The organism is Rhodoluna sp., from assembly GCF_044239955.1.
Lineage (GTDB): Bacteria > Actinomycetota > Actinomycetes > Actinomycetales > Microbacteriaceae > Rhodoluna.
On sequence record NZ_JBIIAL010000014.1, the window covers coordinates 1 to 21,593 of the forward strand.

Sequence of the window (21,593 nt, forward strand, 5' to 3'; positions counted from 1 at the left end):
TCGCGCGCGCCGTCCGCGTAACTGAGCTCACCAGGGTCTTCAGGAGTCTTGTTTAACTGGGAGGGGGTAGTTCGCACATTTCTCACACCAGTAGCTGATTAGAACCCTTTTGGGGTCAAGTAGATAGTATGTAGGGAACTTACATCAAACATTGGGGACTAATGCATAAATCCAGGCAACAACTCATTTCTATTGCTTTACTTGCGGGTTTCGCGCTAACTGGATGTGCAGGGGGTACCTCAGGCGAGGAAGCAACTAGCCAAGGACCGATTGTGAATACAGATTGGCCTAATCTCGTAAATTCCTGCGTTGGCCAAAGTCCTGATGATTCGTACTATGACTTTGGTATTCAAAAAGAAGGGTCAGAACTAGTAGTCGTCGCTAATGGCTTGGCAGCGAATCCTTTTCTGAAGTGTCTTGGTAACACCATGGCCAAGGGTGCGCCTTCAGATGATTTGGGGTCGTTCATGCTTGCTTCAGCCCTTAGCGATTTAGAGTGGGACGAAGAAGGAGAGCTGGGAATCCATCGTATAGAGTATGGCGATTTACCCGTCTCGGCAAATCGAACTAGTGAGAATACTTATGTTTTAAGGTTCACTATAACTCCATAAGCAAGGTAAGGGTCCCTCCTCATTCGAACGGAATTGTGGGTACTTACTGTTTACGTGAGTCATGGTTAGCAAACTTTTCGCACCAGTAAACTGATTAGACCGTACTCGATGATTGGCTCTAAATTGAATCCATTAGTTTCTTCTTCTTTTCATCAAACTCGTCCTGAGAAATTGCACCTGAGTCAAGAAGCTTCTTGAGTTGGCCAATCTTTTCCAATGAATTATCAGGTGATTGAGCGTTTCCTGGAGAGCCCGCCATCTTATCCAAAAGTAGCTCCTGGAAATTGTACGCGTTATCACGGCTTCCAGTCATAGCCCCAATGAGTTTCGTAATTGGTGAGCTAGCTCCCGCGAGCATGCCAGCGTTCGCATTATTCCTGTGAATATCCAATGTGTAGATGAGACCCTGCTTCTTAACTGAAACCTTTCCTATGTGGCTGAATGGAACCAACTCCGCTCCCTTTACTCCACCTTTAAAGATGCTCTTGGTTTGAAGTACCAATATTCCCGTGTCCAGAAGAAGGAACATCCCCCAACCGAGAGCGCAGAGCACTTTGGAATTTGCGGGTACATATTGTTCAATTGCCTGAAATTGCTCTTCGGAAACTCGGTCTGCAGAGCCGTCTCTTTCTATTGCACTTCGTAAATCTTCTCTCATGGTGCGCTCCCCTTTTTTGCTAGCGTGTAAACCCAACCCTACAGGACGCTGCAGCTCGAGCCCCAGGCCTTGAGGTGTTGCTAAGGACTGGTAGGTGTTGGGGATGGTTCTGTTGTTGCAGTTGGCGAAGTTTCAGGTGTTGGGGTTGGGGATGGTTCTGTTGTTGGTGTTGAGGAAGGGGTGGGTGAAGATGGAACGTATGGCCCCCATTCAATCTTTGGCGGCGCATTAAACCCAGGAGGAGTGATAATCGCCTCTGGGTAATCCCTAAGCTTTTCGTAAATGTCCGAACCAAATTCACCCAGATACCTAGTTGGGTCATTATTTTCTGAACCTGGCCAGCAGTCCTTCTTGGCAACGACTTCAGGAATTGGTATCTTGTGAAGTCCTGGTACTGCATTTGTACCCGTCATTTCAATCCAAACTTCATTGAAGTTAAAGCACTTGTATTCTCCGAATGGGTGGTGATAGCTCCCGTTACAACCTCCAGCACCAAAACTATACATTCCCCCCTTGAATCCGCCGATTGGTGCACTGGCTCCGCCATCGACTGCGTTGCTTCCAGACCATCCAAAGTTCCTTGCGCTGGTTTCTGAAAGATATCCATAGTTAGGCATGTTGTGTTCTATACGGAGGACTCCATCTCTTGACGGGCAAGGTCCACTGAGGCTGGATACGACGTGCAAATCGGTTGTGCTCCAGCGATATCTAATGTGATGAGGAGCTCCGAACGATTGCCAAGATGAACCCTCTACCCAACTTCCTTCAGTGGGTACATGTTTTGTTCCATCCCATCCCATTTCTGAGGGAGGTCTATCGGAATTTCCATAGGTCCATGGGTATGGGTCGGCCCATTCGTCACCATTGCCCTGCTCTCCCGACGAAGAAGTTAATGTCTCATCGCCTTCAGGTTCTTGGCTTGAAAAAGGATTTGGAATAACACCAGTAGCTGCAAGTGTTCCACCAACACCTAGGCCGAATACGCTCACTACTGTCAATGAAGTTAGGACTATGAATGCAGGGCTCTTCTGAATGAACCAGCCCCAAAACCCCTTGGCTCTAGTTAGGAATGTACTGCCGAATGCCAATTTCCCCATGTCTCCAACTTACTCGACTTGGGGCTCTAGCGACTCCCTAAACTTAGTGATGTAAGCAGGAACACAGGAATCTATAAGGGGGAAACATGCCAACCGACGACAAATTAGCGAAGTTACTTGAAAAGAACATCGAGGCTTCAAATAGGACTACTCATGCGGTAAGAGCGTTAGTTAGATTCTTGTTTATTCAGCTTGCCTTTTTAACCGCTGCCTTTGTGCTCTGGCAAATCGGACTAGCTTTTCCTGATGAAAACAATTGCACGGCTTTCGGTTGCGAACCCAATGGCTTTGTGTCAATTCTAGTCTTAGCGCTGATTATTGCTGGAGTGGTGCTTTCTAGTAAAGCTGGTTGGGATGAATTGGAGCTCTCCAACGTCTTCTCTAGACATGCAGTTCCTTATGACACTTATGACTCTCAAGATGATGGAGGCACAGGTTATTCATATTGGGACTGTGGGAAATGCAAATCTTCTTTCGAGCTCAAGGAAGTTGCTAACGGCGCGTGTCCTACCTGCAAAATCCCGATGAGGAGAGTTTGGGAGCAGTAACCTTCACCCAGTTCAAGTACTCTTGGTGTAATTAATCATTCGGTCAATTTGGATTTGTAATTCGTCACGATCATACCGTCCTGCCCGTATCTCCCCCACTAGGTAGTTTGCGCACACCTCTCACACCAGTAACTGATTAGAACCCTTTTGGAGGAAAGTAGATAGAATTTAGGCAACTTACATCGACCATTGGGGACTAATGCTTAAATCCAGCCAACAACTAATTTCTATTGCTTTACTTGCGGGTTTCGCGCTAACTGGCTGCTCGAACACGTCGACTCCAGTCACTGCATCAAAACCGACAGCAGCGGAAGCCTGTGAGCTCTTCGAAGTGAGAGTCCAAAAGGCAACCGATTTTATTAACCTTGCAGTTGACAACTATGAGGATTCTGAGACAGTAATAAGAGCTGGCTCTGAGCTTGTCGACGCAGGTGAGAGCTTGCTGGACATAACTTCCGAAGATGCATCCGTTGAGTCGGCTATTGCTGAAGCTGGAAGAGTCACATTGTCTTTAGGGAATTTACTTGCTGGGGGAACCAGCATTTTGTCAGACGAAGTTAATGAAGCGGCAGGAGACATACAATTCGCAGCAATAAACGCCAAGTCAGCGTGTGCTGCTTACTAGCAAGGTCATTGCTAGTTTTTGTTTAGCGATCGTGGGGTTTGCTGGCACTGCTCTAAAATTAGAAACTGATTAGACCCTACAAGATTTGAGGCTCTACTAGCCATGAGTTGCAGATTGGAATAGGTACTTCGGGCAAAAGCCAAATCTCAGGTTGTAGCTCTTGGGAGTTGTGCTACCTTTTTCTCAACTGATTTACAGCTATTCATGAGGGAGGAACATATTGGTAACTCAAAACGATTCAGAACTCATTCGAGCAATAAATAGAAACACCAGGGCGACACGATCAATCGCTATTGTCCTTGTCGGCTGGATTCCAGGATTGTTAATTGGATCTGTCTTGGCAGCTATAGGTTTTGTAAGCGCACCTTTCAACCCAAGTGTGGGTGGGATAACAATCGTGTTTGGGGTCCTAGTTATCGCTGTGTCCGCTCTAATCGCAATCGTCATGGCATGGGTGGAACTTGGACAGTCTTCCCTTGATTCAGGACCGAAAAGCTCACCACACATTCCTATGAAATCAGATGGAGCCACTTCCGCGAAGAACTGGTTTCAGGAGTGAGCGTCCAGGCAGTCAAGCGCTCCAAGTTCTGGTCGGCTGAAACTTCGATTTTCACAAGACTTGCCATGGTGCTCCAAATGGCGTTTATAGTAACTAGTCTGGCAGTTGCTATAGCGGACATGATCCAGCCAACCTATCTCTTTTCTTCGAATTGGAGTTATCCTCTCTTCAGTTATCTTCGAATTGGTGTTGTTCTCCTAGTCGTGGTGTCTGTGATTCTCCAGTTAGTAGGCAGAAAAAACATTGGGTTTCTAGTTGTTCTTTTCTCAACGTTTGTGGAATTGACGAGCGTAGGGATGTACAACATTTTTACGCTTCCTTGGGATTTTATTCTCTCCGGTCAAGCCAATAACCTAATTTGGCTTGTAGTTCCTGCGATGGCAAGCCTCCCTTTTTCCAGCCTACTTCTGATTATTGGTCGGCCAGAATGGAAGTTGCTACAAGGAAAGGCTAAGCCTAAATCAAGCTAGGGCACTGTAACAGCTATTCGTTAACGTCTACACCGAGCTCTAGGCAGAGATCGTACTGCTCAGCAGCGGCATCCATGGGTACATCTACCCCGCCCTCCCCAACTGATCGACCAATTGAGTTTGCAAGAAGAGCAAAGACAACCTCATTGATAGGGCCCCACTTGGGGTGGCCCTCTAACGCACCTGAAGTGAGGTTTACTGTCATCCATTGCACGCTTTGCGTGTCCCAATCTAGGTAAGCATCACCTAGTGCTGAGTCAAAAGCAGTCTTGTAAAGAAGGCAACTTTTTGCCGCAATTGAGCGGTAATCTTCTTCGTCCCAAAGAGTGGCATCGGACTCGGTGGGTCTTGCCGCAAGTTGCTCAGCCGATAAGTTGGATGACCCCATTGCGCAACCAGTTAACCCCAACATCGCTAGAAGTAGGCCGGAAATTGACTTCTTAATCACTGTATCCCCCTTGAAGTATCAAATAGCTCTTGTGCTCATGATAGCTGAAGTCTGGAAAGCTTGATGGATTAGATGAGGCTCTGGTTTCCAGAGAAAGATACCTTCTGACAACAGAGATGACCATCTGCTAGATTTTAGCCCAACACTGTCGGGCAAGAATTTGGGGGAAGCCATGAATAGAGGAAAAATAGCAACGGCCTTGTGTGCGCTGCTGCTTGTTACAACTGGGTGCGCCGGCACGGGTCAAAATAGCGTAGTTGCAGATAGTTGCGCGGAGCTACTCCCACTGTACGAAAACTGGGATGGTCAGAATCCCGACCCGAGCGTAGTAATAGCAAAGGCTTACGGGCTGATGTCGGATTTGGTAGATGCAGGGTTCACCTATGAAGATGAGATTGGAATAGCTGTTGCAGACATATGGTCTTACCACAGTGACGCTCTTGCTCTCGGCTTTGTCAGGGGTTACCGAGATGACTACTTTGACCAACTTAAGCAAGCGTGTAATTAACACCCGTCCTTGGACAAGGGCTATCTGTGAATTTTAACTAGCTAGAATCAAACCAAACACGGAATCAATTTTTTATTAGAGGGGTCTCATGGCAAAAGAGTCTGTAGAAGAGCTACTAAAGCAAGCAATAGCTGCGAGTGATAGAACGACTGCAGCTAGTGACAGAACTACACGTGCCATTAGGGCCTTTGTTCTATTTCTTTTTATTCAACTGACCTTCACGTCAATTGCCGCCATTTTGTTTTGGATTGGGGTGTCGATATTTGAGACCGCGAGCATCTGGGATTTTCAACAACGGGCATGGGCCTACTTGCTGGTCGCTGTAGCTACAATCATTCTTTCTGTGGGGGTTTTGGTGTCGTCAATTATGGGATGGCGCGAATTGGCGTTATCAAACGTAGGGCTGAACGACCCGAGCGAGGAGAAGCCTATGATTTATGAGTATCAAACTTCAGAAACACAGAAAAAGTATCCTGAAAGCCCTGCAAACTCGAAAGCAGCCCCCCTCACTGGTAGCACTGAGGCATCTGAGGGACGCATTTGCCATGAATGCGTGAAGTACACAACCAAGGTTGAGTGTGAACACTGTGGAGAACGAGAGTCTTAGCGTTTACGCTTTTCCCTCACTCGCATGGAGATCTCAATAGGAGTTCCTTCAAAGCCAAAGCTCTCGCGAAGTCTTCGCATGATGAGCCTTCTATACTGCGGATCCAAGAAGCCTGTTGTGAAGAGGATGAACTTTGGTGGCCTGGTCGAGGCCTGGGTCGCGAACAAGATTCTAGGCTGCTTGCCTCCCCTTACTGGGTGAGGGAACTCCATAGCTAGCTCTTGTATAAAGGTGTTGAGCTTGCCGGTTGGAATTCGAAGGTCCCAGCTGTGCAGAGCGACCTCCAAAGAAGGAACAAGTTTTTCTAGGTGACGGCCAGTAAGGGCTGAAATGTTTACTCTCGGAGCCCAAGAAACGTGTGACAGGTTCTGCTCGATCTCTCGCTCTAGATACTTTCTTCTCTCGTCATCCATCTGGTCCCACTTGTTGAAAGCAAGAACCAGTGCTCGGCCTGACTCCAGCGCAAGATCAACAATTCGAATGTCGCCATCGCTTAGCGGTTCGGTGACATCAAACAAGACAACAGCTACTTCGGCTCGCTCAAGGGCAGCGGCTGTGCGAAGGGATGCGTAAAAGTCTGCTCCTTGAGCCAACTTGATTCTTCTTCGAATACCTGCGGTATCAACAAAGCGCCAGGTCTTTCCACCCAACTCAACTTGTTCATCGATGGGGTCACGGGTAGTTCCAGCAATTTCGCTTACAACCGCACGCACTTTCCCAACAGCTTTGTTTAGCAAAGATGACTTACCGACGTTTGGTCGACCGATTAGGGCAACTCGTCTAGGTCCTCCAAATTCCTGTTCGGCAACAGCAGAGATTTCAGGAAGCTTTGCCATCGCTGCATCAAGTAGGTCCGCTACTCCCCGACCGTGCACTGCCGAAACCGGCATCGGCTCGCCTAGCCCTAGTGACCAAAGCGCGGCAGCTTCTGGCTCTTGCCTCGCGTCATCTATTTTGTTGGCGACAAGGATTATCGGCTTGCCCGATGCCCTGAGCATCTTGACTACTCGCTCATCGGTAGCTGTTGGTCCGACCATCGCATCCACCACGAACAACACAGCGTCCGATAGCTCAACAGCAACCTCGGCTTGGGCGGCGACAGCAGCGTCAATTCCTTTAGGGTTTGGTTCCCAGCCACCGGTGTCAACAAGTGTGAATTTTCTACCGTTCCATTCGGCTTTGTAGGAAACTCGGTCTCGGGTTACTCCTGGAATATCTTCAACTACCGCTTCACGGCGTCCAAGGATTCGGTTCACCAAAGCTGACTTACCAACGTTAGGTCGGCCTACGATTGCCAGCACTGGAAGAGCTGGCAGGTAGCCTTCGAATCCTTCTTCGGCTAATTCAAGTTCTAAGAGGGCTAAGTCTTCTTCGTCTAGCTCGTAGTCGCTGAGCGACCCGCGCAGCACGTCGGCGCGTGCTTGCTCGTCGAGCTGATCTTCTTCCATGACTTCATTCCTTAGCCGGTTAGCGGTTGATTAGATCAACCAAGGCAGTTACCGATTGCTCGAAATCGAGTTCGGTGGTATCTAGAAGGGTTACCCCAGGTGCTGGGTTCAAAAAGTCAACGACTTTTGAGTCCTTCTTGTCTCGATCGCTAAGTTGGGCCTGTAAAGATCCATTTTCTGGCAGATCGAGTGATCTTCGACTAAGTCTAACTTCTTCACTGGCTGTAAGTAGAATCCTCACTTTGGCATCAGGCATCACAACTGTGGTGATGTCCCTTCCCTCAACGATGATGCCCTCGTTTGGACAGCTAGCTGCTAGTGATCTAGTGATTTCTCGCATAAATGAGCGAACTTTTGGCTGAGCAGCCACTTTGCTAACGTTCAGCTCAACTTCTTGGGACCTAATTGCCTCGGTCAGGTCTTTATCCCCCACTTTGACCCAGTAGTTGTCTGGGTCTGTAGAAATTGAGTAGTCAAACAAAACTTCGAGATCCTGCTCACCAACGGTTGCGAGGTCAATCTCCGACTCTAATGCGGTCCTGGTTAGAGCGCGGTAACCGGCACCAGTATCAAGGTATCCAAAGCCAAGCTGCCTCGCAGCTTGTTTGGAAACGCTCGACTTTCCAGATCCAGCTGGGCCGTCAACTGCAACAATGAGCTTGCTCATCCAACAATCTTCCAGCCGCGCTCAGTTAGAGCTGAAACCAGCTCAGCTTCTGCACTTGGCAGAACATAAATTTCTGGAAGTCCAACTTGGGCACCGGTAGCGTGCTCCAAAGTAAGGTCTTCGAGGTTGATACCTATTTGACCGATCTCAGTCAGAAGCCTTGCAAGCTCCCCCGGCTTATCGTCAATCATTACCGTGACCTTGGAATACTTTGTTGCGCTCGAGCCGTGCTTACCTGGAATCTTGGAAACCCCTTGGTTTCCAGATTCCAGGAGCTTTCCGATGCTGGTTAGCGCACCGGGTTTAGATGTGTCAGTTAGCGCCTCAAGAATCTGATCTAGATCATCCCGCACACTTCTAAGAACGCTCGAAACCTGAGTGCTGTTGGCAGAAAGAATCTGCATCCAAAGATTTGGATCGGATGCTGCAATGCGTGTGGTGTCCCTTAGTCCCTGACCGGCAAGTGAAACATCGGCACTGTCTGCCCCAGCAAGTCGTGCAGCAAGTAGTGAGGAGACAATTTGTGGTGCGTGGGAGACAAGGGCCACTGCCTTGTCGTGCTCAAGTGGATCCATCGACACTATGGTTGCACCAAGATCGTGCGCTAGAGATTCAACCACCAAAACGGCTGCGTTTGATGATGCATTGTTTGGGGTAATCACCCAAGGCCTTCCAATGAATAGATCACCCCTGCCAGCTAGGACTCCTGTTTGTTCGCGTCCTGCCATTGGGTGAGAGCCGACATAGTTTGCAAGCTCAATTCCTTGCTGTTGCAAAGCAGTCAGCACTGTTCCTTTGACACTTGCCACGTCGGTCACAGTCGCTGCTTCATGAGCTAAGAGCTCCCCCGCAATAACTTGAGCTGTCACATCAGGTGGCGTGCAGACAATTACTAACTCTGGCTCGGCGCCCGGTAGGAACTTACTTCCCGCTCCAAAATCAATAGCTAGGTTCAATACCGCGGGAGAGGAATCTTCCAGAAAGACCTCAAGGCCTTTACTTTTCAGGGCCAGGCCAATAGATGTTCCAATAAGGCCGGTACCAACAATCTTGATTGGCCCGGTTAGTCTCGAATCTTTCACTGGGCCAGATCCAAGCGCAGGGCTGTTGCTCCGCGAAGATAAACGTGCTGGATTTCACTTCTAGGGGTATCTAGCTCAGCGTTTACGAGAACTCTTATAACTCTCGGCATAGCCCCTGCTACATCCATTTCAACAAAGCACATTAGGGGAACATCGCCAAGGCCCAGCTCCCTAGCCGCTAGCGCTGGAAACTCCGATTTCACATCTGGCGTTGCAGTAAAGAGAATCGAAATCAATTGAGATTCGTTGACGTTGTTATCGTGCAAGATCTTGGTTAGAAGCTCAGCCGTGGACTTGATTAGATGAGAGCGCTCGTCTGTATCAAGCTGGATGGCACCGCGGATTCCTCGAATCGACATGACTATGTCCTTTTCTTGTCAGCGGCTTTCAAAATAGCTCCGAGCTCTATTTTAGACAGTTGCCTCACGGCACCAAGCTTTAGATGGCCTAAATGTAGGGGGCCAAACTGTCGTCTAACTAGGGCAACCACTGGAAACCCTAGAGATTCAAACATTCTTCGAACAATACGGTTCTTGCCGCTGTGAAGCTCAACTTCGACAAGGCTGTGGTTTCCAGAAGCAGACAGGAACCTAGCCTTATCGGCCTTGATAGGGCCATCTTCTAATTCGATTCCAGCAAGCAGCTGATTTAGAACTGGCTGAGTGATTTGGCCGTGCACCTTGGCTTGGTAGGTCTTGGAAACCTCAAAGGACGGGTGCATGAGCTTATGGGCTAGGTCACCATCATTGGTCATCAACAACAATCCGGTGGTATCAACATCCAGTCTTCCGACATTGAAGATGCGATCGTAATCAAGTGCATACTGAGAAAGATCAGGCCTGCCGTGTTCATCTTGCATGGTGCTAACTACCCCAGCCGGCTTGTTAAGCATCAGATAAACCTTTGATACATCGAGTTGAATCGGGGTGCCCTTGACTACCACCTTGTCAATTTCCGGATTGATACGGGTGCCGAGTTCCTTGACAACTTTGCCGTTGACCTTGACGGACCCGGAGGAAATCAGGTCTTCACAAACTCTTCTGGATGCCACCCCAGCACTAGCCATTACCTTCTGAAGTCTGATGCCCTCGGTTGATTCTCTATCGCTCATTGAAATCGCTATGGACATCAGGCAGGTACGGGCTAATAGGAGGTAGCTGATCCAAAGAATTAATACCCAGCTGCTCCAGTAGTAACGAAGTAGTTCCGTAGTGAATTGCGCCCGTTTCAGAATCTGTATACAGCTCGGTAACTAGACCTCTGGAGGTGAGTGTTCTAACAACTGAGTCCACGTTCACTCCTCGAATGGAGGCTATCTGGCCTCTGGCAATTGGTTGCTTATACGCAATAACCGAAAGGGTCTCTAGGGCAGCCTGCGAAAGCTTAGTTGGGTTCTCGTTAGCGATAAACATCTTCACAGCCCAGTCGTAGTTCTGGCGAACGTAGATTCTCCAGCCACCCGCTACCTCGCGAAGTTCAAACCCTCTGGCGCTAATGCCGTCTTTACCGTCGTAGTCATCGCGCAGCTTTGCGACAGCGTCGCGAACCTGGTTCACTGGGATCTCTAAGGCAGTTGCTAAGGCCACCAGCGAGATCGGAGCATCGGTAATCATCAAGATGGCCTCGATGGCTCCTTCGATGCTGTCTTCTTGCAAGGTGTTCTCGGTTCCTTGATTCTCATCACGCGTCATAGTCTGCTCCCAGGGTTGCTAGTTGTTCATCATCAAAGTTATCCGCTTGCCAAGTAATTAGTAGATCCGCCAAAGGTCCATCCTGCTGCATAGCAATAGCAGAAAGTCTGTAAAGCTCAAGCACCGCAAGGAACCTGGCCACGATCTTGGCCCGATCTGGCTCGTCGCGAATTAGGTCAAAAAAAGTCAAGCTTCCGGCTTTTCGAAGTCGCAAGATAACTTCGGTAGCTTGCTCTCGGATACTTACTGCTGGTGCGTGAAGGTGAGTGAGTCCAATGCCAGGGATTTCCCTTGGGGTAAATACTTCTTGAGATAGAGCATGGAACTCTTCAAGAGTCATGGTCCAAACAAGCTCCGGAGTGCTTTCGCGGAACCTGGTTTCAATTGGGACTTCTCTGGCAACACGGGTTGCTTCCACATCAATCCTGGTTGCGAACCAGCCAGATACTTCCTTGAACGCCTTGTACTGAAGCAACCTTGCAAACAGTAGATCTCTTGCTTCCAGCAGGGCCACGTCTTCTGCGTCAACAAGCTCTCCCTTTGGAAGCAAGGAGACGATCTTTAGATCGAGCAAGGTTGCGGCAATAACCAGAAACTCGCTGGCCTGTTCCATCTCTTCGTGTTCGTCAAGCTGCTTTACGTACTGGATAAATTCATCAGTTACGCGGCTGAGTGAAATCTCAGTGATGTCTAGCTCGTGCTTGGAAATAAGAGACAACAAGAGGTCAAATGGGCCCTCGAAGTTACTGAGCTTAAGCGCAAAGCCTTTGTCCTGTTCGGGTTCTAGGACCTCGAGGTTATGGGGCGTTGCCACGAGACACTAACTCTCTTGCCACAGTTCTGTAATACTCGGCGGCATCTGATGTTGGGGCAAATTCGGTAATAGGAACAGCTGCGATTGTGGCATCTGGGAACTTCACGGTGCGGTGCACGATGGTGTCGAAAACCTGATCGCCAAAGGCTTCATACAATCTTTCAACTACTTCCCTAGCATGCAGAGTCCTCGGGTCATACATCGTGGCCAAGATGCCATCAAGCTTGATGGCTGGATTCAAGCGGTCGCGCACTTTTTCGATGGTTTCGATCAAAAGAGCTACGCCACGCAAAGCAAAGAACTCACAGTTCAATGGAATCAGAACACCGTGGGCTGCAGTTAGGGCATTCACGGTCAAAAGGCCTAGCGATGGCTGGCAGTCAATGATTACAACGTCATAGTTATCCGTTATGGGTCTAAGCACTCTAGCCAGAATCTGCTCTCTAGCAACCTCGTTGACTAGCTGAACCTCGGCAGCGGAAAGGTCAATGTTCGCTGGAATTACGTCAAGGTTTTTCACGCCGGTAGGCAAAATCACATCTTGAACCTTTAGGTCTTTTTCAACCATCAGATCGTAAATGGTCTTGATATCATGAGCGACAACGCCAAGGCCTGCGGAAAGTGCACCTTGTGGGTCGAAATCAACTAGCAATACCTTGCGACCATAGCCTGCAAGTGCCGAGGCTAAGTTGATGGCTGTGGTGGTCTTACCCACGCCACCTTTTTGATTACACATCGCAATGATTCTTGCGGGACCGTGACTTTGCAGGGGTGCGGGGGTGTCAAAAACCGGCCTCTTAGCTGGTCGCTGTGCCATGAATCCTCCCGAGCTAATAGCCTACCCGCCCGATGCGACCGCTACTTCCTGGCCCTTGGGTGGCTGGTAGCGTAAACCTCGCGCAGGGCATCTACTGTCACAAGAGTATAAATCTGGGTGGTGGCAACCGAAGAGTGACCGAGGAGTTCTTGCACAACTCGGACATCAGCCCCGCCTTCTAGAAGGTGGGTGGCAAATGAGTGTCTTAGGGTGTGCGGTGAAACCTCAGATTGAATCTTGGCTGCATCGGCACAATCGCTAATAATCTGCCAGGCAGATTGCCTGGATAATCTGCTGCCGCGCTGATTCAAAAATAGAGCGGGTGTGCCCTTGCCTTTTTTTACCAGCACTGGCCGAGCCCTAACCAAATACACCTCGAGGGCGTTCTGGGCGTAACTTCCAACCGGAACAATTCGCTCCTTTGAGCCCTTTCCAAAAAGCCGAATCATGGTTGGGTCCACTAGGTCATCCAAGTTCAGTGCGGTTAACTCGCTAATTCTCGCCCCTGTTGCGTAAAGCAGCTCCAGAATTGCACGGTCGCGAATTCGCGCAAGATCAGGTTCTCCGGCTTCTATTCTCTTTGGGTCTGGCCCCGAAGCTTCGATTAGCTTCTCAATTTCAGAAATACTGATTGCCTTAGGTAGCCGCTTTGGAAGCTTAGGCGGCTTGACCATAGAGCTTGGGTCACCCATCGTGATTGATTCAAACAGCCAGAAACGGTGCAATCCCCTGACCCCGGCAAGCATTCTTGCCACCGAGTTAGCTGACAGTGCTCCGGATTCCGAGATTGAACTCACGTAACCGGTGATATGAGACTCAAGAATCTGACTAGGTTCAGAGATCTTTTGTTTCTCCAAATAGCCAAGATAAGAGCTCAGATCGCGCCTGTAGGCGGAAATCGTGTTCTTAGATAGTCCACGTTCGATGCTCAGGTGTCGAAGGTAATCATCAACTAGCTGCGCGAGGGTTTTCATTAGCTTCTTAGTGAATCGTCTTTACTTAGCTGATAGGCCATAATGCCAACAACCGCACTTGGGCTCATGATTTGACCCGTAAGCACGAGCTTCACAGCCTCCTTGAATGGCACCCAAGATTTAGGCATGTCTGCCTCTTCGCCAGTTGCCTCGAAAACCAAATTGGTTTCAGAAAGACCCTTGGCGACAAATATTGTTATCGCCTCGTTGTTGCCACCGGGTGTGGTGTGAAAACTAATCAACTCAGACCAGCTAGCTGCGTCTAAACCTGCCTCTTCGGCAAGCTCGCGCTTGGCGCAATCCAAGAGCGACTCCCCCGGCACATCAAGTAATCCAGCAGGCAATTCCATTAAAAACTTCCCGACTGGTCTTCGATACTGCTTCATTAGAAGCAGTTCCTCTTTCTCATTGAAAGCCAAAACAGCTACCGCACCAGTGTGATCTACGTACTCGCGGGTTAGTTCAACGCCATTGAATTCAAAGGTTTCGGAAACTAGGTCCCAGACCATGCCTTTGTGTAAAAGTGTCTTTTTGATAGACGCAATATCGACGCTCTGGTCGTTAGGCATCCTTGACCTCAAAGAGTCGGTTGGACTCTTGACGCTCCAGACTTGCCCTAACTAAACCAACAAATAGCGGGTGCGCTTTGTTTGGTCTCGATTTGAATTCTGGATGGGCTTGAGTCGAAACATAGTAAGGGTGATCTGTCTTTGAAAGCTCAACAAATTCAACCAAGGAGCCATCAGGAGAAGTCCCGGAGATAACCATTCCGCCATCTGTTAGCTGATCCCTGTAAGAGTTGTTTACCTCGTAGCGGTGACGGTGGCGTTCAGTGACTTCATTGCTGCCATAAACCTCAGCAACAATTGAACCCTTTGAAAGTTTCGCCTCAAATGAACCAAGGCGCATGGTGCCACCCATTTCACCGGCAGCAAGAATATCAATCTGCTCGGCCATGGTTGCAATCACCGGGTGCTTGGCTTTCGGATCAAATTCTGTTGAAGATGCGTCTTCTAGGCCCAGGACATTTCTTGCAAACTCAATAACCATGCACTGCAATCCCAAGCACAAACCAAGAGTTGGAATCTTGTTCTCTCTTGCAAACTTGAGTGCTCCAAGCTTGCCTTCGATGCCTCGAACGCCAAATCCTCCAGGAACACAGATCCCATCAACATCGGAAAGCTGATTGGCAGCACCTTCTTCTGATTCACAAAGGTCGGATGCCACCCAGCGAATGTTGACCTTGGCTTGATGTGCAAAACCTCCAGCTCGCAAGGCTTCGGTTACCGAAAGGTAGGCATCTGGTAGCTCAATGTATTTACCTACCAGGGCAATGGTGACCTCGTGTTTTGGCTCGTTTACGGCGCTCAAAACTGAGCTCCACCTGCTCCAGTCAATCTCGCCGGCTTTGAGGCTTAGCGAATTGATGATGTAAGCGTCTAGTCCCTCGTTATCCAAAACAGTAGGAATTGCATAAATGCTTGGGGCATCGGCGGCGTTTACAACAGCCCTAATATCCACGTCACACATCAATGCAATCTTTTTCTTGATTGACTCTGGAAGTGTCCGGTCCGAGCGGCAAACAATGGCATCTGGCTGGATACCAATAGATCTAAGCATTGCTACCGAGTGCTGTGTTGGCTTGGTTTTGAGCTCACCCGATGGTCCGAGGTATGGAACCAGCGATACGTGAACAAAGAACACATTGTCACGACCCACGTCGTGCCTAATTTGTCTGGCGGCTTCCAAAAACGGCTGAGATTCGATGTCACCGACGGTGCCACCAATTTCCGTGATGATTACATCGGGAATTGGCTCCTCGTTAGCTTGCAGTCTCATGCGACGTTTGATTTCGTCGGTGATGTGAGGAATAACCTGAACGGTATCCCCGAGGTACTCTCCCCTGCGCTCCTTGGCAATAACAGTTGAATAAATCTGACCGGTTGTTACGTTGGCCGCTTTTGACAAGTTGATGTCTAGAAATCTCTCGTAGTGACCGATATCTAGGTCGGTTTCGGTGCCATCTTCGGTGACGTAAACCTCACCGTGTTGAAACGGGTTCATGGTTCCTGGGTCAACGTTTAGGTATGGATCTAGTTTTTGCATCACGACGCGAAGACCGCGTGCTCTAAGGAGATTTCCGAGACTGGCTGCTGTGAGGCCTTTTCCTAATGAGGAGGCAACTCCGCCGGAGACGAATATGTGTCTTGTGCGACCCGGATCCACAGTTTCTACCATGGAATTTTAGTTTACTCAGTTTTTGGGCTTAGCCGCAACCAAGCCAAAACGACACGGAAAGAATTTCTAGATTGACGCTTTTGCCAATTCCAAAAGTTCCTTGGCATGAGTTTTTCCACTTTCAGATTCACTCAAACCAGAAAGCATTCGGGCTAGCTCTTCCACCACGGCTTCGCCTTCTAGGCGCACCACATCGGTAGCGGTGTATTGATCACTGACGCTTTTTAGAACTCTTAGATGCCTATTGGCAAAAGCTGCGACCTGTGGCAGGTGGGTGACAACTATAACTTGGGCGTTTTGGGCCAAAGTAGCAAGCCTCTTTCCGACCTCGGTAGCTGCGGCTCCGCCAACGCCAGCATCAACTTCGTCGAATATAAAGGTAGGAGCCAGCTCACTCTTGGCAAGAACTACCTCGATGGCCAACATAATCCTGGACAACTCTCCCCCGGAGGCACCTTTACCAAGGGGTCTTGGCTCAGCTCCCGGGTAGGCGCTAAGCAGGATTATCACCTGATCGGCACCGTGTGATCCAAGCTCCGACGAGGGAGTAACTGTCACCTCGAGTGAGGCGCCGGTCATGGCAAGAGCGGCCAGTTCAGCGGTTACCGATTTTGCTAGCTCTGCCGCAGCCTTGGTTCGACGCTCTGTGATGGTTTTTGCTAGAGACATGGCTTGTTTACTCAAGGCTTGCTCCAAGGAAGTTAGCTCCTGGATTTCCTTGTCGGAAGAATCTAGCTCAAGTAATCTCGCTCCAGAATTTTCCAAGAAAGAAATCACCTCTTCAAGACTTGGGCCATACTTTCGCATCGCGGAAGTTAGATCTGCTCTTCTTTGCTGAATTCTTTCGAGCTCGGCGCTGCCGTCAGAATCCAGCGAAGCTAGGTAACCAGAAATGCTGGCACTGGTTTCATTTAGTGAGTAGCCAATCTCCTTTAGCTGTTCGGCAAGGGATGCAAGCTCCGGGTCATGCTCACTTACTGCTTCTAGGGAGCGTCTGGCTTTGCCGATCAAAGTTATGGCATCGGATGAATCATCGAAACCTTCACTACTTAGCTGGTTGTGCGATTCGGTAGCTGCAATGCGAAGCTCCTCTAGGTGAGTTAGCTTCGAAGCCTTGTCAGATAGCTCAACGTCTTCTCCTGGTTTTGGGTCCAAGACGGTTAGCTCTTCAACAGCCGATCTAATCTGGTCGGCCTCGCGAGATCTAGCATCCAGCTGGGTAGTTAGCTCAATCAAGCGTGAAGAAGCTTGCTTCCAGTTTGCGAACACTGCTGCGTACTCGTTCAAAACCTTTGCAAGATCATCTCCAGCGAATTGATCCAGCGCTTCGCGCTGAGCGGCCGCTGAGCGCAATCTGATCTGATCGGACTGACCGTGAACCACCACAAGTTGGTCGCCAATTTCAGACAGGATTCCAACTGGCACTGACTTGCCAGACAGCGACGCGCGTGATCTGCCCTCTGCAGAAACAGAACGATTGACCAATAGCTCTTGGTCATCCAATTCGATTCCCAGCTCGCGAATTCGCTTCATTGCAGAATCGCCAAGTAACCATCTGCCTTCAACGAAGGCTTGCTCTTGTCCTTTGCGGATAGCAGAAGAATCACTTCGTTCGCCAAGTAATAGCCCAAGTGCGTTTAGCACCATGGTTTTTCCGGCTCCAGTTTCACCGGTTAGAACAGTTAGCCCCGGCCCAAACTCTAGCTTGGCTTCGCTGATGACCCCGAGGTCTCGAATAAGAATCTCTTCAATCACGAGCTAACCCTTTTTTGAATCCGGTCCGCGCCAACCTTCAACCGGTAAAGAGAACTTCTTGACCAAACGGTTTGTGAAAGGTCCTTGGTTTAGTCTTGCAAGTTTCACCGATTTGTCGGACTTTCTAACTTCCACGCGGGCACCTGCCGGAAGATCGGTCGTTCTTCGGCCATCGCACCACAGCACACCGTGACCAGGAGATCGCTGTAACACTTCAACAGCCAACAACGAACCCGGACTGATAACAAGTGGTCTTGCAAATAGCGCGTGGGCACTTATTGGTACAAGTAGCAGCGCATCAACCGATGGCCAAACTACTGGGCCTCCGGCAGAAAACGCATAAGCAGTTGAACCGGTTGGCGTTGACATAACGATGCCATCGCAACCGAAACTCGATAGCGGTCTGCTGTCTACTTCAACAACAACTTCGAGCATCTTTTCGCGAGCGCTTTTTTCCACCGCCGCTTCGTTTAGGGCCCAGGAACGGTATACCTCTTTACCCTCTAGCAATACCGAAACATCAAGGGTTAGGCGCTCTTTGACCAGGTAGTCGCGGTTAGCAACTCGCTCGATGGTTGAGCCAATCTGATTTTTTTCGCTCTCGGCCAAGAATCCAACGTGGCCCAAATTGATACCTAATAGCGGCGTCTGAGATTCCCGAACAATTTCGGCAGCTTTCAATATAGTGCCGTCCCCGCCAAGCACTACTGCTAGCTCAAGCTCGGTTTCTTGACAGTCGGATCCAAGTTCAAGAACTTGTTCCAGGGTCTTTGCTGCCTCGCCGGTAGCAAACTTTTTGGTTTCGGTAAGTTGCTCTTTGGTCATCACTGGCGTGATTCCCGCAGCCAGCAGTGCTGTTGCTGATTCTAAGGTTGCAACAATTGCTTCATCCCTGGCGGTATGGGAAACCAGCAAAACTAGACGTTTTGCGCTCATTTTCCCTCCCTAGCCAGTTTTTCAATTCTCTCAGTCCATTTTGACTGATTTGGGCGCTCGGAACTAGCAACCCAGATTAGATACTCGATGTTCCCGTGGGTGCCAGGTAGCTCTGAACGCTCTAATCCAAGCACCCCAAGTCCTAGCTCGTTACAACAATCCACAACCTGCTTGATGGCTTGGGCCCTAAGTCTGTGATCCGACACTATTCCAGAAGCAGATAGTGACTGCTTTCCGACCTCAAACTGGGGCTTTATAAGTAGTACAAAATCAGCCTCTGGAGCCACCTTTACTAGAGCCGGTAACACCAAGGTGACCGATATAAAGGAGAGATCCGCAACCACGAGCTGGAACTCTAGATCTGCAATTCCCGTGAGCTCACGAAGCTCTCCCATTGTGACCTCGCGGGCGTTAATCCCCTCAAAAGAGAGCACCCTTGGGTTAGTTTGTAATTCAGGGGCTAATTGGTCGTGACCTACGTCAATAGCTACAACTCGACTGGCTCCGTGTCTTAGCAAGACATCGGTAAAGCCTCCGGTAGAGGCACCTACATCCAGCGCACACTTGCCAACTACATCTATTTCGGCAAATTTATCTAGCGCTCCTTTGAGCTTTAGACCTGCTCTCGAGACATACTCGTCTGCGGCAATGACAACTATCTGAGCTTCAATGTCAACTAATTGACTGGGTTTAGTTAGTTCTCGTTCGCCAATGAAGACTCTGTGGGCTTTTACCAGGTCAGCTGCGTGACCTCTGGATCTTGCAAGGCCAATGTTTACAAGGTGAGAATCGATTCGAAGATTACTCAGTTTCTTGTGGCCTGTTGTCAGAAATCATGGCTTCGAGCTTTAATCTGATGGCTTCAAAAGCTGCAGGTTGTTCGGCAAGGGGTAATTCACGGGCGCTGGATATCTCAACAGCGAATTGGTCCAATAGCTCTGACATGAATACCTTTCCTTTGTTCCTAGCTTATTCGTATAAGGCTTGCTCGACATCGAGGGTGTGAATCGGTTGACCACTACCCCAGATAGTCAAGCACGCACACTTTAGAGCCTCCAGAGACCTCGGGTCTCCAAAACTCACCACAACCTTTTGCCCTAGCAGCTCAACTTCGGCGCTACCTAGTTTGTAACCGCGCTTGGTTTTTGTGGGTTGCTGGTAGCTAATTAGTAGCTCCTTGAGGGTTCCAAGAATATAGGAAGGCCTAGAATCAGCCTTTGCGGCCAAGACTTCTTTGCGGGTAGTAACACCGGTCATCACAAGAGCCGAGCCGATACCTGCTCGATTGGCTCCCATCACATCGGTATCCAATCGATCGCCCACGTAGACCGCACTCGAAGAGCCAAAGTGCGACATTGCCGTTTCAAAAATTGCTTTTTCCGGTTTACCTGCAACAACCGGTAGTTGTCCAACTGCGGTGTGAACTGCAGACACCAGCGTGCCGTTTCCTGGCGCAAGACCTTCTTCTCTAGGAATAGTCCAGTCTTGGTTTGTGGCTACCCACTTAGCGCCATTTTGTATTGCATAGCTAGCCTCAGCTAACTGTTTCCAGCCAACCGATGGATCAAAGCCTTGAATAACAGCAGCTGGTGAATCCTTACTTGATTCGACTACCTGGAATCCAGCAAGTGAAACATTCGAGCGCAATCCCTCGCCGCCAACCACCAAAACTTTTGATCCGGCAGGAACAATCTGTTTTAGAAGGCCTGCTCCAGCTTGCGCTGAAGTGATGACGTCCTCAGCTTTTAGCTCTAAACCAAAAGATCTAAGCTGCTCGGCAATTGCTTCGCTTGTTCTAGATGCATTGTTGGTTACGTAGCCAACTTGGATTCCTTTGGCCTGAAGTGCGGTTATCGATTCAACGGAATCAAGGATTGCGCGGCCACCTTCATAGATGACACCGTCTAAGTCCAAAAGTAGAGTTTCGAATTTGTCTAGTACCTTAGCGGCCACGAGGAGCTCCTCGTCGTTCGCCGCCTGGGTTATCAAATCCCCGGCGGGGTTTACCAGAGTCGCGGCTACTAGAACCAGATCGGCCGTAAGGTTTTCTTGGTTCATCATCGGATGAAGTCCGAGCTGACCTGTCGGCCAACTTCGGAATTTCAATTTCTTCAATAATTTCTAGAACATCTTCTGGCTTGCCAGCAAGTGCAACTTCCGCACGCTCAGCTAGTTCAAACCATTTCTTGGAATCTTGTTTGCGACCCAATAGCTCAAGAGTGTCGGCATATGCGCGAAATAGTGGAGGCGAGTATGAGAAAACCTTGGCTGGGTTTAGCTCTGGAATTTCAAGCTCTGCCAGAGCTAGCTCGTTCTCGCCAAGATCCAATCTTGCACCGCTAGTAACGATTGCCAGGTTCACTCGAACAGCTGGGGTTAGCTTCTTGCGGTCGACCTCGCGGGCCATCTTGAGAGCCCGATCTGGCCTATTCATGCCGCGCTCTGAGTCAACTATTAGCGGAATCTGATCATTTGATGCTGAAATTCTTCGGTGGGCCAATAACTCTCGTAGGGCCAGGGTGTAATCGCCAACGGTATAAGCAGTTACTCCAACAGTTTCTCGAACTATGGCTATTCTTCCCGCTCGCCTAGCTGCTGCTAGTGCGTGCTTGTGCGCAAGCTCTGGATCTTGCTCAATCAATAGATTCACCATCGCAAGATGTCTTGCCACCATTTCGGCGTTTTCTGGGGTGAGAGTTTTCAGTTGCACACGGACCCCTAGATCAACATCATCAGGAGTTATGGCATCTGGAATTACAGGAGATTTCTCACGATTTGGATCGCGGGTTCGCTCAACTAGTTGCTGCCAGTCAGGTCTTTCTGACTCTGGCTCTTGACGCGCTGCGCGGCCCGATGGTCTAGAGCGTTCAGGACGCGAAGGCCTTGGCCTTTTGTCTCTGTCATCGTTCATGAGCAACTTGTCCTTAAATGAAGATGGTCACCAACATACATTGGTGACCATCTCCTAATCTAAGTCCGGCGGTGTCCTACTCTCCCACAAGGTCACCCTTGCAGTACCATCGGCGCAGGAGGTCTTAGC

Annotated in this window: 26 protein-coding genes; 6 read left to right on the forward strand and 20 right to left on the reverse strand. The window is 49.4% G+C overall.

Features of this window, described 5'->3' with window-relative positions; translation table 11 throughout:
* The first annotated feature begins 161 nt into the window (after nucleotides 1–161).
* Nucleotides 162–611, forward strand: coding sequence for a hypothetical protein (locus tag AC9UFE_RS05210; protein ID WP_509546452.1), 450 nt, complete (start codon nucleotides 162–164; stop codon nucleotides 609–611).
* 118 nt (nucleotides 612–729) lie between these two features.
* Here AC9UFE_RS05210 and AC9UFE_RS05215 read toward each other — a convergent pair whose 3' ends face one another.
* Both AC9UFE_RS05215 and AC9UFE_RS05220 read right to left on the reverse strand, forming a co-directional pair.
* On the reverse strand, nucleotides 730–1,269 hold the full coding sequence (locus AC9UFE_RS05215) for an SHOCT domain-containing protein (RefSeq protein ID WP_509546454.1): 540 nt from the start codon (nucleotides 1,267–1,269) through the stop codon (nucleotides 730–732).
* Between the two features lie 80 nt (nucleotides 1,270–1,349).
* Nucleotides 1,350–2,357, reverse strand: a complete 1,008-nt coding sequence (locus AC9UFE_RS05220; RefSeq protein WP_509546457.1) for a hypothetical protein — start codon at nucleotides 2,355–2,357, stop codon at nucleotides 1,350–1,352.
* Between the two features lie 95 nt (nucleotides 2,358–2,452).
* Between AC9UFE_RS05220 and AC9UFE_RS05225 the strand changes: the two genes are divergently transcribed.
* The 3 genes from AC9UFE_RS05225 (at nucleotide 2,453) to AC9UFE_RS05235 (ending at nucleotide 4,098) form a co-directional block, all read left to right on the forward strand.
* On the forward strand, nucleotides 2,453–2,914 hold the full coding sequence (locus tag AC9UFE_RS05225) for a hypothetical protein (protein WP_509546459.1): 462 nt from the start codon (nucleotides 2,453–2,455) through the stop codon (nucleotides 2,912–2,914).
* A gap of 199 nt (nucleotides 2,915–3,113) precedes the next feature.
* On the forward strand, nucleotides 3,114–3,539 hold the full coding sequence (locus AC9UFE_RS05230; RefSeq protein WP_509546462.1) for a hypothetical protein: 426 nt from the start codon (nucleotides 3,114–3,116) through the stop codon (nucleotides 3,537–3,539).
* Between the two features lie 220 nt (nucleotides 3,540–3,759).
* A complete protein-coding gene (locus tag AC9UFE_RS05235) occupies nucleotides 3,760–4,098 on the forward strand; it encodes a hypothetical protein (RefSeq protein WP_509546465.1) in 339 nt (112 codons plus the stop codon).
* 483 nt (nucleotides 4,099–4,581) lie between these two features.
* Here the strand turns inward: AC9UFE_RS05235 and AC9UFE_RS05240 are convergent, their stop codons facing one another.
* Complete coding sequence (locus AC9UFE_RS05240; protein WP_509546468.1) at nucleotides 4,582–5,016, reverse strand: hypothetical protein; 435 nt, start codon at nucleotides 5,014–5,016, stop codon at nucleotides 4,582–4,584.
* Nucleotides 5,017–5,368: 352 nt separating this feature from the next.
* On the opposite strand from AC9UFE_RS05240, the gene AC9UFE_RS05245 reads away from it, so the two are divergent.
* Together AC9UFE_RS05245 and AC9UFE_RS05250 are read left to right on the forward strand one after the other, a co-directional pair.
* Nucleotides 5,369–5,524 carry a hypothetical protein gene (locus tag AC9UFE_RS05245; RefSeq protein WP_509546471.1) on the forward strand — a complete coding sequence of 52 codons (156 nt, stop codon included), beginning with the start codon at nucleotides 5,369–5,371 and terminating at the stop codon, nucleotides 5,522–5,524.
* A gap of 88 nt (nucleotides 5,525–5,612) precedes the next feature.
* Nucleotides 5,613–6,131 carry a hypothetical protein gene (locus AC9UFE_RS05250; protein ID WP_509546474.1) on the forward strand — a complete coding sequence of 173 codons (519 nt, stop codon included), beginning with the start codon at nucleotides 5,613–5,615 and terminating at the stop codon, nucleotides 6,129–6,131.
* On the opposite strand, the gene der is transcribed toward AC9UFE_RS05250, so the two are convergent.
* From der to AC9UFE_RS05335, 17 genes are all read right to left on the reverse strand, one after another.
* Nucleotides 6,128–7,579 carry a ribosome biogenesis GTPase Der gene (gene der / locus AC9UFE_RS05255; protein ID WP_509546477.1) on the reverse strand — a complete coding sequence of 484 codons (1,452 nt, stop codon included), beginning with the start codon at nucleotides 7,577–7,579 and terminating at the stop codon, nucleotides 6,128–6,130. The two genes, AC9UFE_RS05250 and der, sit on opposite strands and share 4 nt — an antisense overlap.
* Before the next feature lie 19 nt (nucleotides 7,580–7,598).
* On the reverse strand, nucleotides 7,599–8,246 hold the full coding sequence (gene cmk / locus AC9UFE_RS05260) for a (d)CMP kinase (RefSeq protein WP_509546480.1): 648 nt from the start codon (nucleotides 8,244–8,246) through the stop codon (nucleotides 7,599–7,601).
* Nucleotides 8,243–9,328, reverse strand: a complete 1,086-nt coding sequence (locus AC9UFE_RS05265; RefSeq protein ID WP_509546482.1) for a prephenate dehydrogenase — start codon at nucleotides 9,326–9,328, stop codon at nucleotides 8,243–8,245. The genes cmk and AC9UFE_RS05265 overlap by 4 nt, the downstream gene beginning before the upstream one ends.
* The gene (gene aroH / locus AC9UFE_RS05270; protein WP_509546484.1) at nucleotides 9,325–9,687 is read right to left on the reverse strand and encodes a chorismate mutase; all 363 of its coding nucleotides are present in this window, start codon (nucleotides 9,685–9,687) and stop codon (nucleotides 9,325–9,327) included. The genes AC9UFE_RS05265 and aroH overlap by 4 nt, the downstream gene beginning before the upstream one ends.
* Nucleotides 9,688–9,689: 2 nt before the next feature.
* Nucleotides 9,690–10,439 (reverse strand): pseudouridine synthase, encoded by a 750-nt coding sequence (locus tag AC9UFE_RS05275; RefSeq protein ID WP_509546487.1) that lies wholly within the window; start codon nucleotides 10,437–10,439, stop codon nucleotides 9,690–9,692.
* The gene (gene scpB / locus AC9UFE_RS05280; RefSeq protein WP_509546489.1) at nucleotides 10,429–11,019 is read right to left on the reverse strand and encodes an SMC-Scp complex subunit ScpB; all 591 of its coding nucleotides are present in this window, start codon (nucleotides 11,017–11,019) and stop codon (nucleotides 10,429–10,431) included. The genes AC9UFE_RS05275 and scpB overlap by 11 nt, the downstream gene beginning before the upstream one ends.
* Entirely contained in the window at nucleotides 11,009–11,833 is an 825-nt protein-coding gene (locus AC9UFE_RS05285) for a segregation and condensation protein A (protein ID WP_509546492.1), read from the reverse strand. Before AC9UFE_RS05285 ends, scpB begins: the two co-directional genes overlap by 11 nt.
* Nucleotides 11,817–12,650, reverse strand: a complete 834-nt coding sequence (locus tag AC9UFE_RS05290; RefSeq protein WP_509546496.1) for a ParA family protein — start codon at nucleotides 12,648–12,650, stop codon at nucleotides 11,817–11,819. The genes AC9UFE_RS05285 and AC9UFE_RS05290 overlap by 17 nt, the downstream gene beginning before the upstream one ends.
* 41 nt (nucleotides 12,651–12,691) lie before the next feature.
* A complete protein-coding gene (gene xerD, locus AC9UFE_RS05295; RefSeq protein ID WP_509546499.1) occupies nucleotides 12,692–13,624 on the reverse strand; it encodes a site-specific tyrosine recombinase XerD in 933 nt (310 codons plus the stop codon).
* A complete protein-coding gene (locus AC9UFE_RS05300; protein ID WP_509546502.1) occupies nucleotides 13,624–14,193 on the reverse strand; it encodes an NUDIX domain-containing protein in 570 nt (189 codons plus the stop codon). The genes xerD and AC9UFE_RS05300 overlap by 1 nt, the downstream gene beginning before the upstream one ends.
* A complete protein-coding gene (gene pyrG, locus AC9UFE_RS05305) occupies nucleotides 14,186–15,862 on the reverse strand; it encodes a CTP synthase (RefSeq protein WP_509546505.1) in 1,677 nt (558 codons plus the stop codon). Before pyrG ends, AC9UFE_RS05300 begins: the two co-directional genes overlap by 8 nt.
* 66 nt (nucleotides 15,863–15,928) lie before the next feature.
* Nucleotides 15,929–17,617 (reverse strand): DNA repair protein RecN, encoded by a 1,689-nt coding sequence (gene recN / locus AC9UFE_RS05310; RefSeq protein WP_509546508.1) that lies wholly within the window; start codon nucleotides 17,615–17,617, stop codon nucleotides 15,929–15,931.
* A gap of 3 nt (nucleotides 17,618–17,620) precedes the next feature.
* Nucleotides 17,621–18,553, reverse strand: a complete 933-nt coding sequence (locus AC9UFE_RS05315; RefSeq protein WP_509546511.1) for an NAD kinase — start codon at nucleotides 18,551–18,553, stop codon at nucleotides 17,621–17,623.
* The gene (locus AC9UFE_RS05320) at nucleotides 18,550–19,383 is read right to left on the reverse strand and encodes a TlyA family RNA methyltransferase (RefSeq protein ID WP_509546522.1); all 834 of its coding nucleotides are present in this window, start codon (nucleotides 19,381–19,383) and stop codon (nucleotides 18,550–18,552) included. Before AC9UFE_RS05320 ends, AC9UFE_RS05315 begins: the two co-directional genes overlap by 4 nt.
* The gene (locus tag AC9UFE_RS05325) at nucleotides 19,355–19,498 is read right to left on the reverse strand and encodes a hypothetical protein (protein WP_509546514.1); all 144 of its coding nucleotides are present in this window, start codon (nucleotides 19,496–19,498) and stop codon (nucleotides 19,355–19,357) included. The genes AC9UFE_RS05320 and AC9UFE_RS05325 overlap by 29 nt, the downstream gene beginning before the upstream one ends.
* 24 nt (nucleotides 19,499–19,522) lie before the next feature.
* Nucleotides 19,523–20,506: an HAD-IIA family hydrolase gene (locus tag AC9UFE_RS05330; protein WP_509546517.1), complete on the reverse strand. Its 984-nt coding sequence runs from the start codon at nucleotides 20,504–20,506 to the stop codon at nucleotides 19,523–19,525.
* Nucleotides 20,496–21,464, reverse strand: coding sequence for a hypothetical protein (locus AC9UFE_RS05335; RefSeq protein WP_509546519.1), 969 nt, complete (start codon nucleotides 21,462–21,464; stop codon nucleotides 20,496–20,498). Before AC9UFE_RS05335 ends, AC9UFE_RS05330 begins: the two co-directional genes overlap by 11 nt.
* Nucleotides 21,465–21,593: the final 129 nt, after the last annotated feature.

What these genes read in the sequence shown, in the direction of transcription:
- AC9UFE_RS05210 (WP_509546452.1), top strand. Translation starts at nt 162, where the DNA reads ATGCATAAATCCAGGCAACAACTCATTTCTATTGCTTTACTTGCGGGT.
- AC9UFE_RS05215 (WP_509546454.1), bottom strand. Translation starts at nt 1,269, where the DNA reads ATGAGAGAAGATTTACGAAGTGCAATAGAAAGAGACGGCTCTGCAGAC.
- AC9UFE_RS05225 (WP_509546459.1), top strand. Translation starts at nt 2,453, where the DNA reads ATGCCAACCGACGACAAATTAGCGAAGTTACTTGAAAAGAACATCGAG.
- AC9UFE_RS05230 (WP_509546462.1), top strand. Translation starts at nt 3,114, where the DNA reads ATGCTTAAATCCAGCCAACAACTAATTTCTATTGCTTTACTTGCGGGT.
- AC9UFE_RS05245 (WP_509546471.1), top strand. Translation starts at nt 5,369, where the DNA reads ATGTCGGATTTGGTAGATGCAGGGTTCACCTATGAAGATGAGATTGGA.
- AC9UFE_RS05250 (WP_509546474.1), top strand. Translation starts at nt 5,613, where the DNA reads ATGGCAAAAGAGTCTGTAGAAGAGCTACTAAAGCAAGCAATAGCTGCG.
- der (WP_509546477.1), bottom strand. Translation starts at nt 7,579, where the DNA reads ATGGAAGAAGATCAGCTCGACGAGCAAGCACGCGCCGACGTGCTGCGC.
- cmk (WP_509546480.1), bottom strand. Translation starts at nt 8,246, where the DNA reads ATGAGCAAGCTCATTGTTGCAGTTGACGGCCCAGCTGGATCTGGAAAG.
- aroH (WP_509546484.1), bottom strand. Translation starts at nt 9,687, where the DNA reads ATGTCGATTCGAGGAATCCGCGGTGCCATCCAGCTTGATACAGACGAG.
- AC9UFE_RS05275 (WP_509546487.1), bottom strand. Translation starts at nt 10,439, where the DNA reads ATGAGCGATAGAGAATCAACCGAGGGCATCAGACTTCAGAAGGTAATG.
- scpB (WP_509546489.1), bottom strand. Translation starts at nt 11,019, where the DNA reads ATGACGCGTGATGAGAATCAAGGAACCGAGAACACCTTGCAAGAAGAC.
- AC9UFE_RS05290 (WP_509546496.1), bottom strand. Translation starts at nt 12,650, where the DNA reads ATGGCACAGCGACCAGCTAAGAGGCCGGTTTTTGACACCCCCGCACCC.
- xerD (WP_509546499.1), bottom strand. Translation starts at nt 13,624, where the DNA reads ATGAAAACCCTCGCGCAGCTAGTTGATGATTACCTTCGACACCTGAGC.
- AC9UFE_RS05300 (WP_509546502.1), bottom strand. Translation starts at nt 14,193, where the DNA reads ATGCCTAACGACCAGAGCGTCGATATTGCGTCTATCAAAAAGACACTT.
- pyrG (WP_509546505.1), bottom strand. Translation starts at nt 15,862, where the DNA reads ATGGTAGAAACTGTGGATCCGGGTCGCACAAGACACATATTCGTCTCC.
- AC9UFE_RS05315 (WP_509546511.1), bottom strand. Translation starts at nt 18,553, where the DNA reads ATGAGCGCAAAACGTCTAGTTTTGCTGGTTTCCCATACCGCCAGGGAT.
- AC9UFE_RS05325 (WP_509546514.1), bottom strand. Translation starts at nt 19,498, where the DNA reads ATGTCAGAGCTATTGGACCAATTCGCTGTTGAGATATCCAGCGCCCGT.
- AC9UFE_RS05335 (WP_509546519.1), bottom strand. Translation starts at nt 21,464, where the DNA reads ATGAACGATGACAGAGACAAAAGGCCAAGGCCTTCGCGTCCTGAACGC.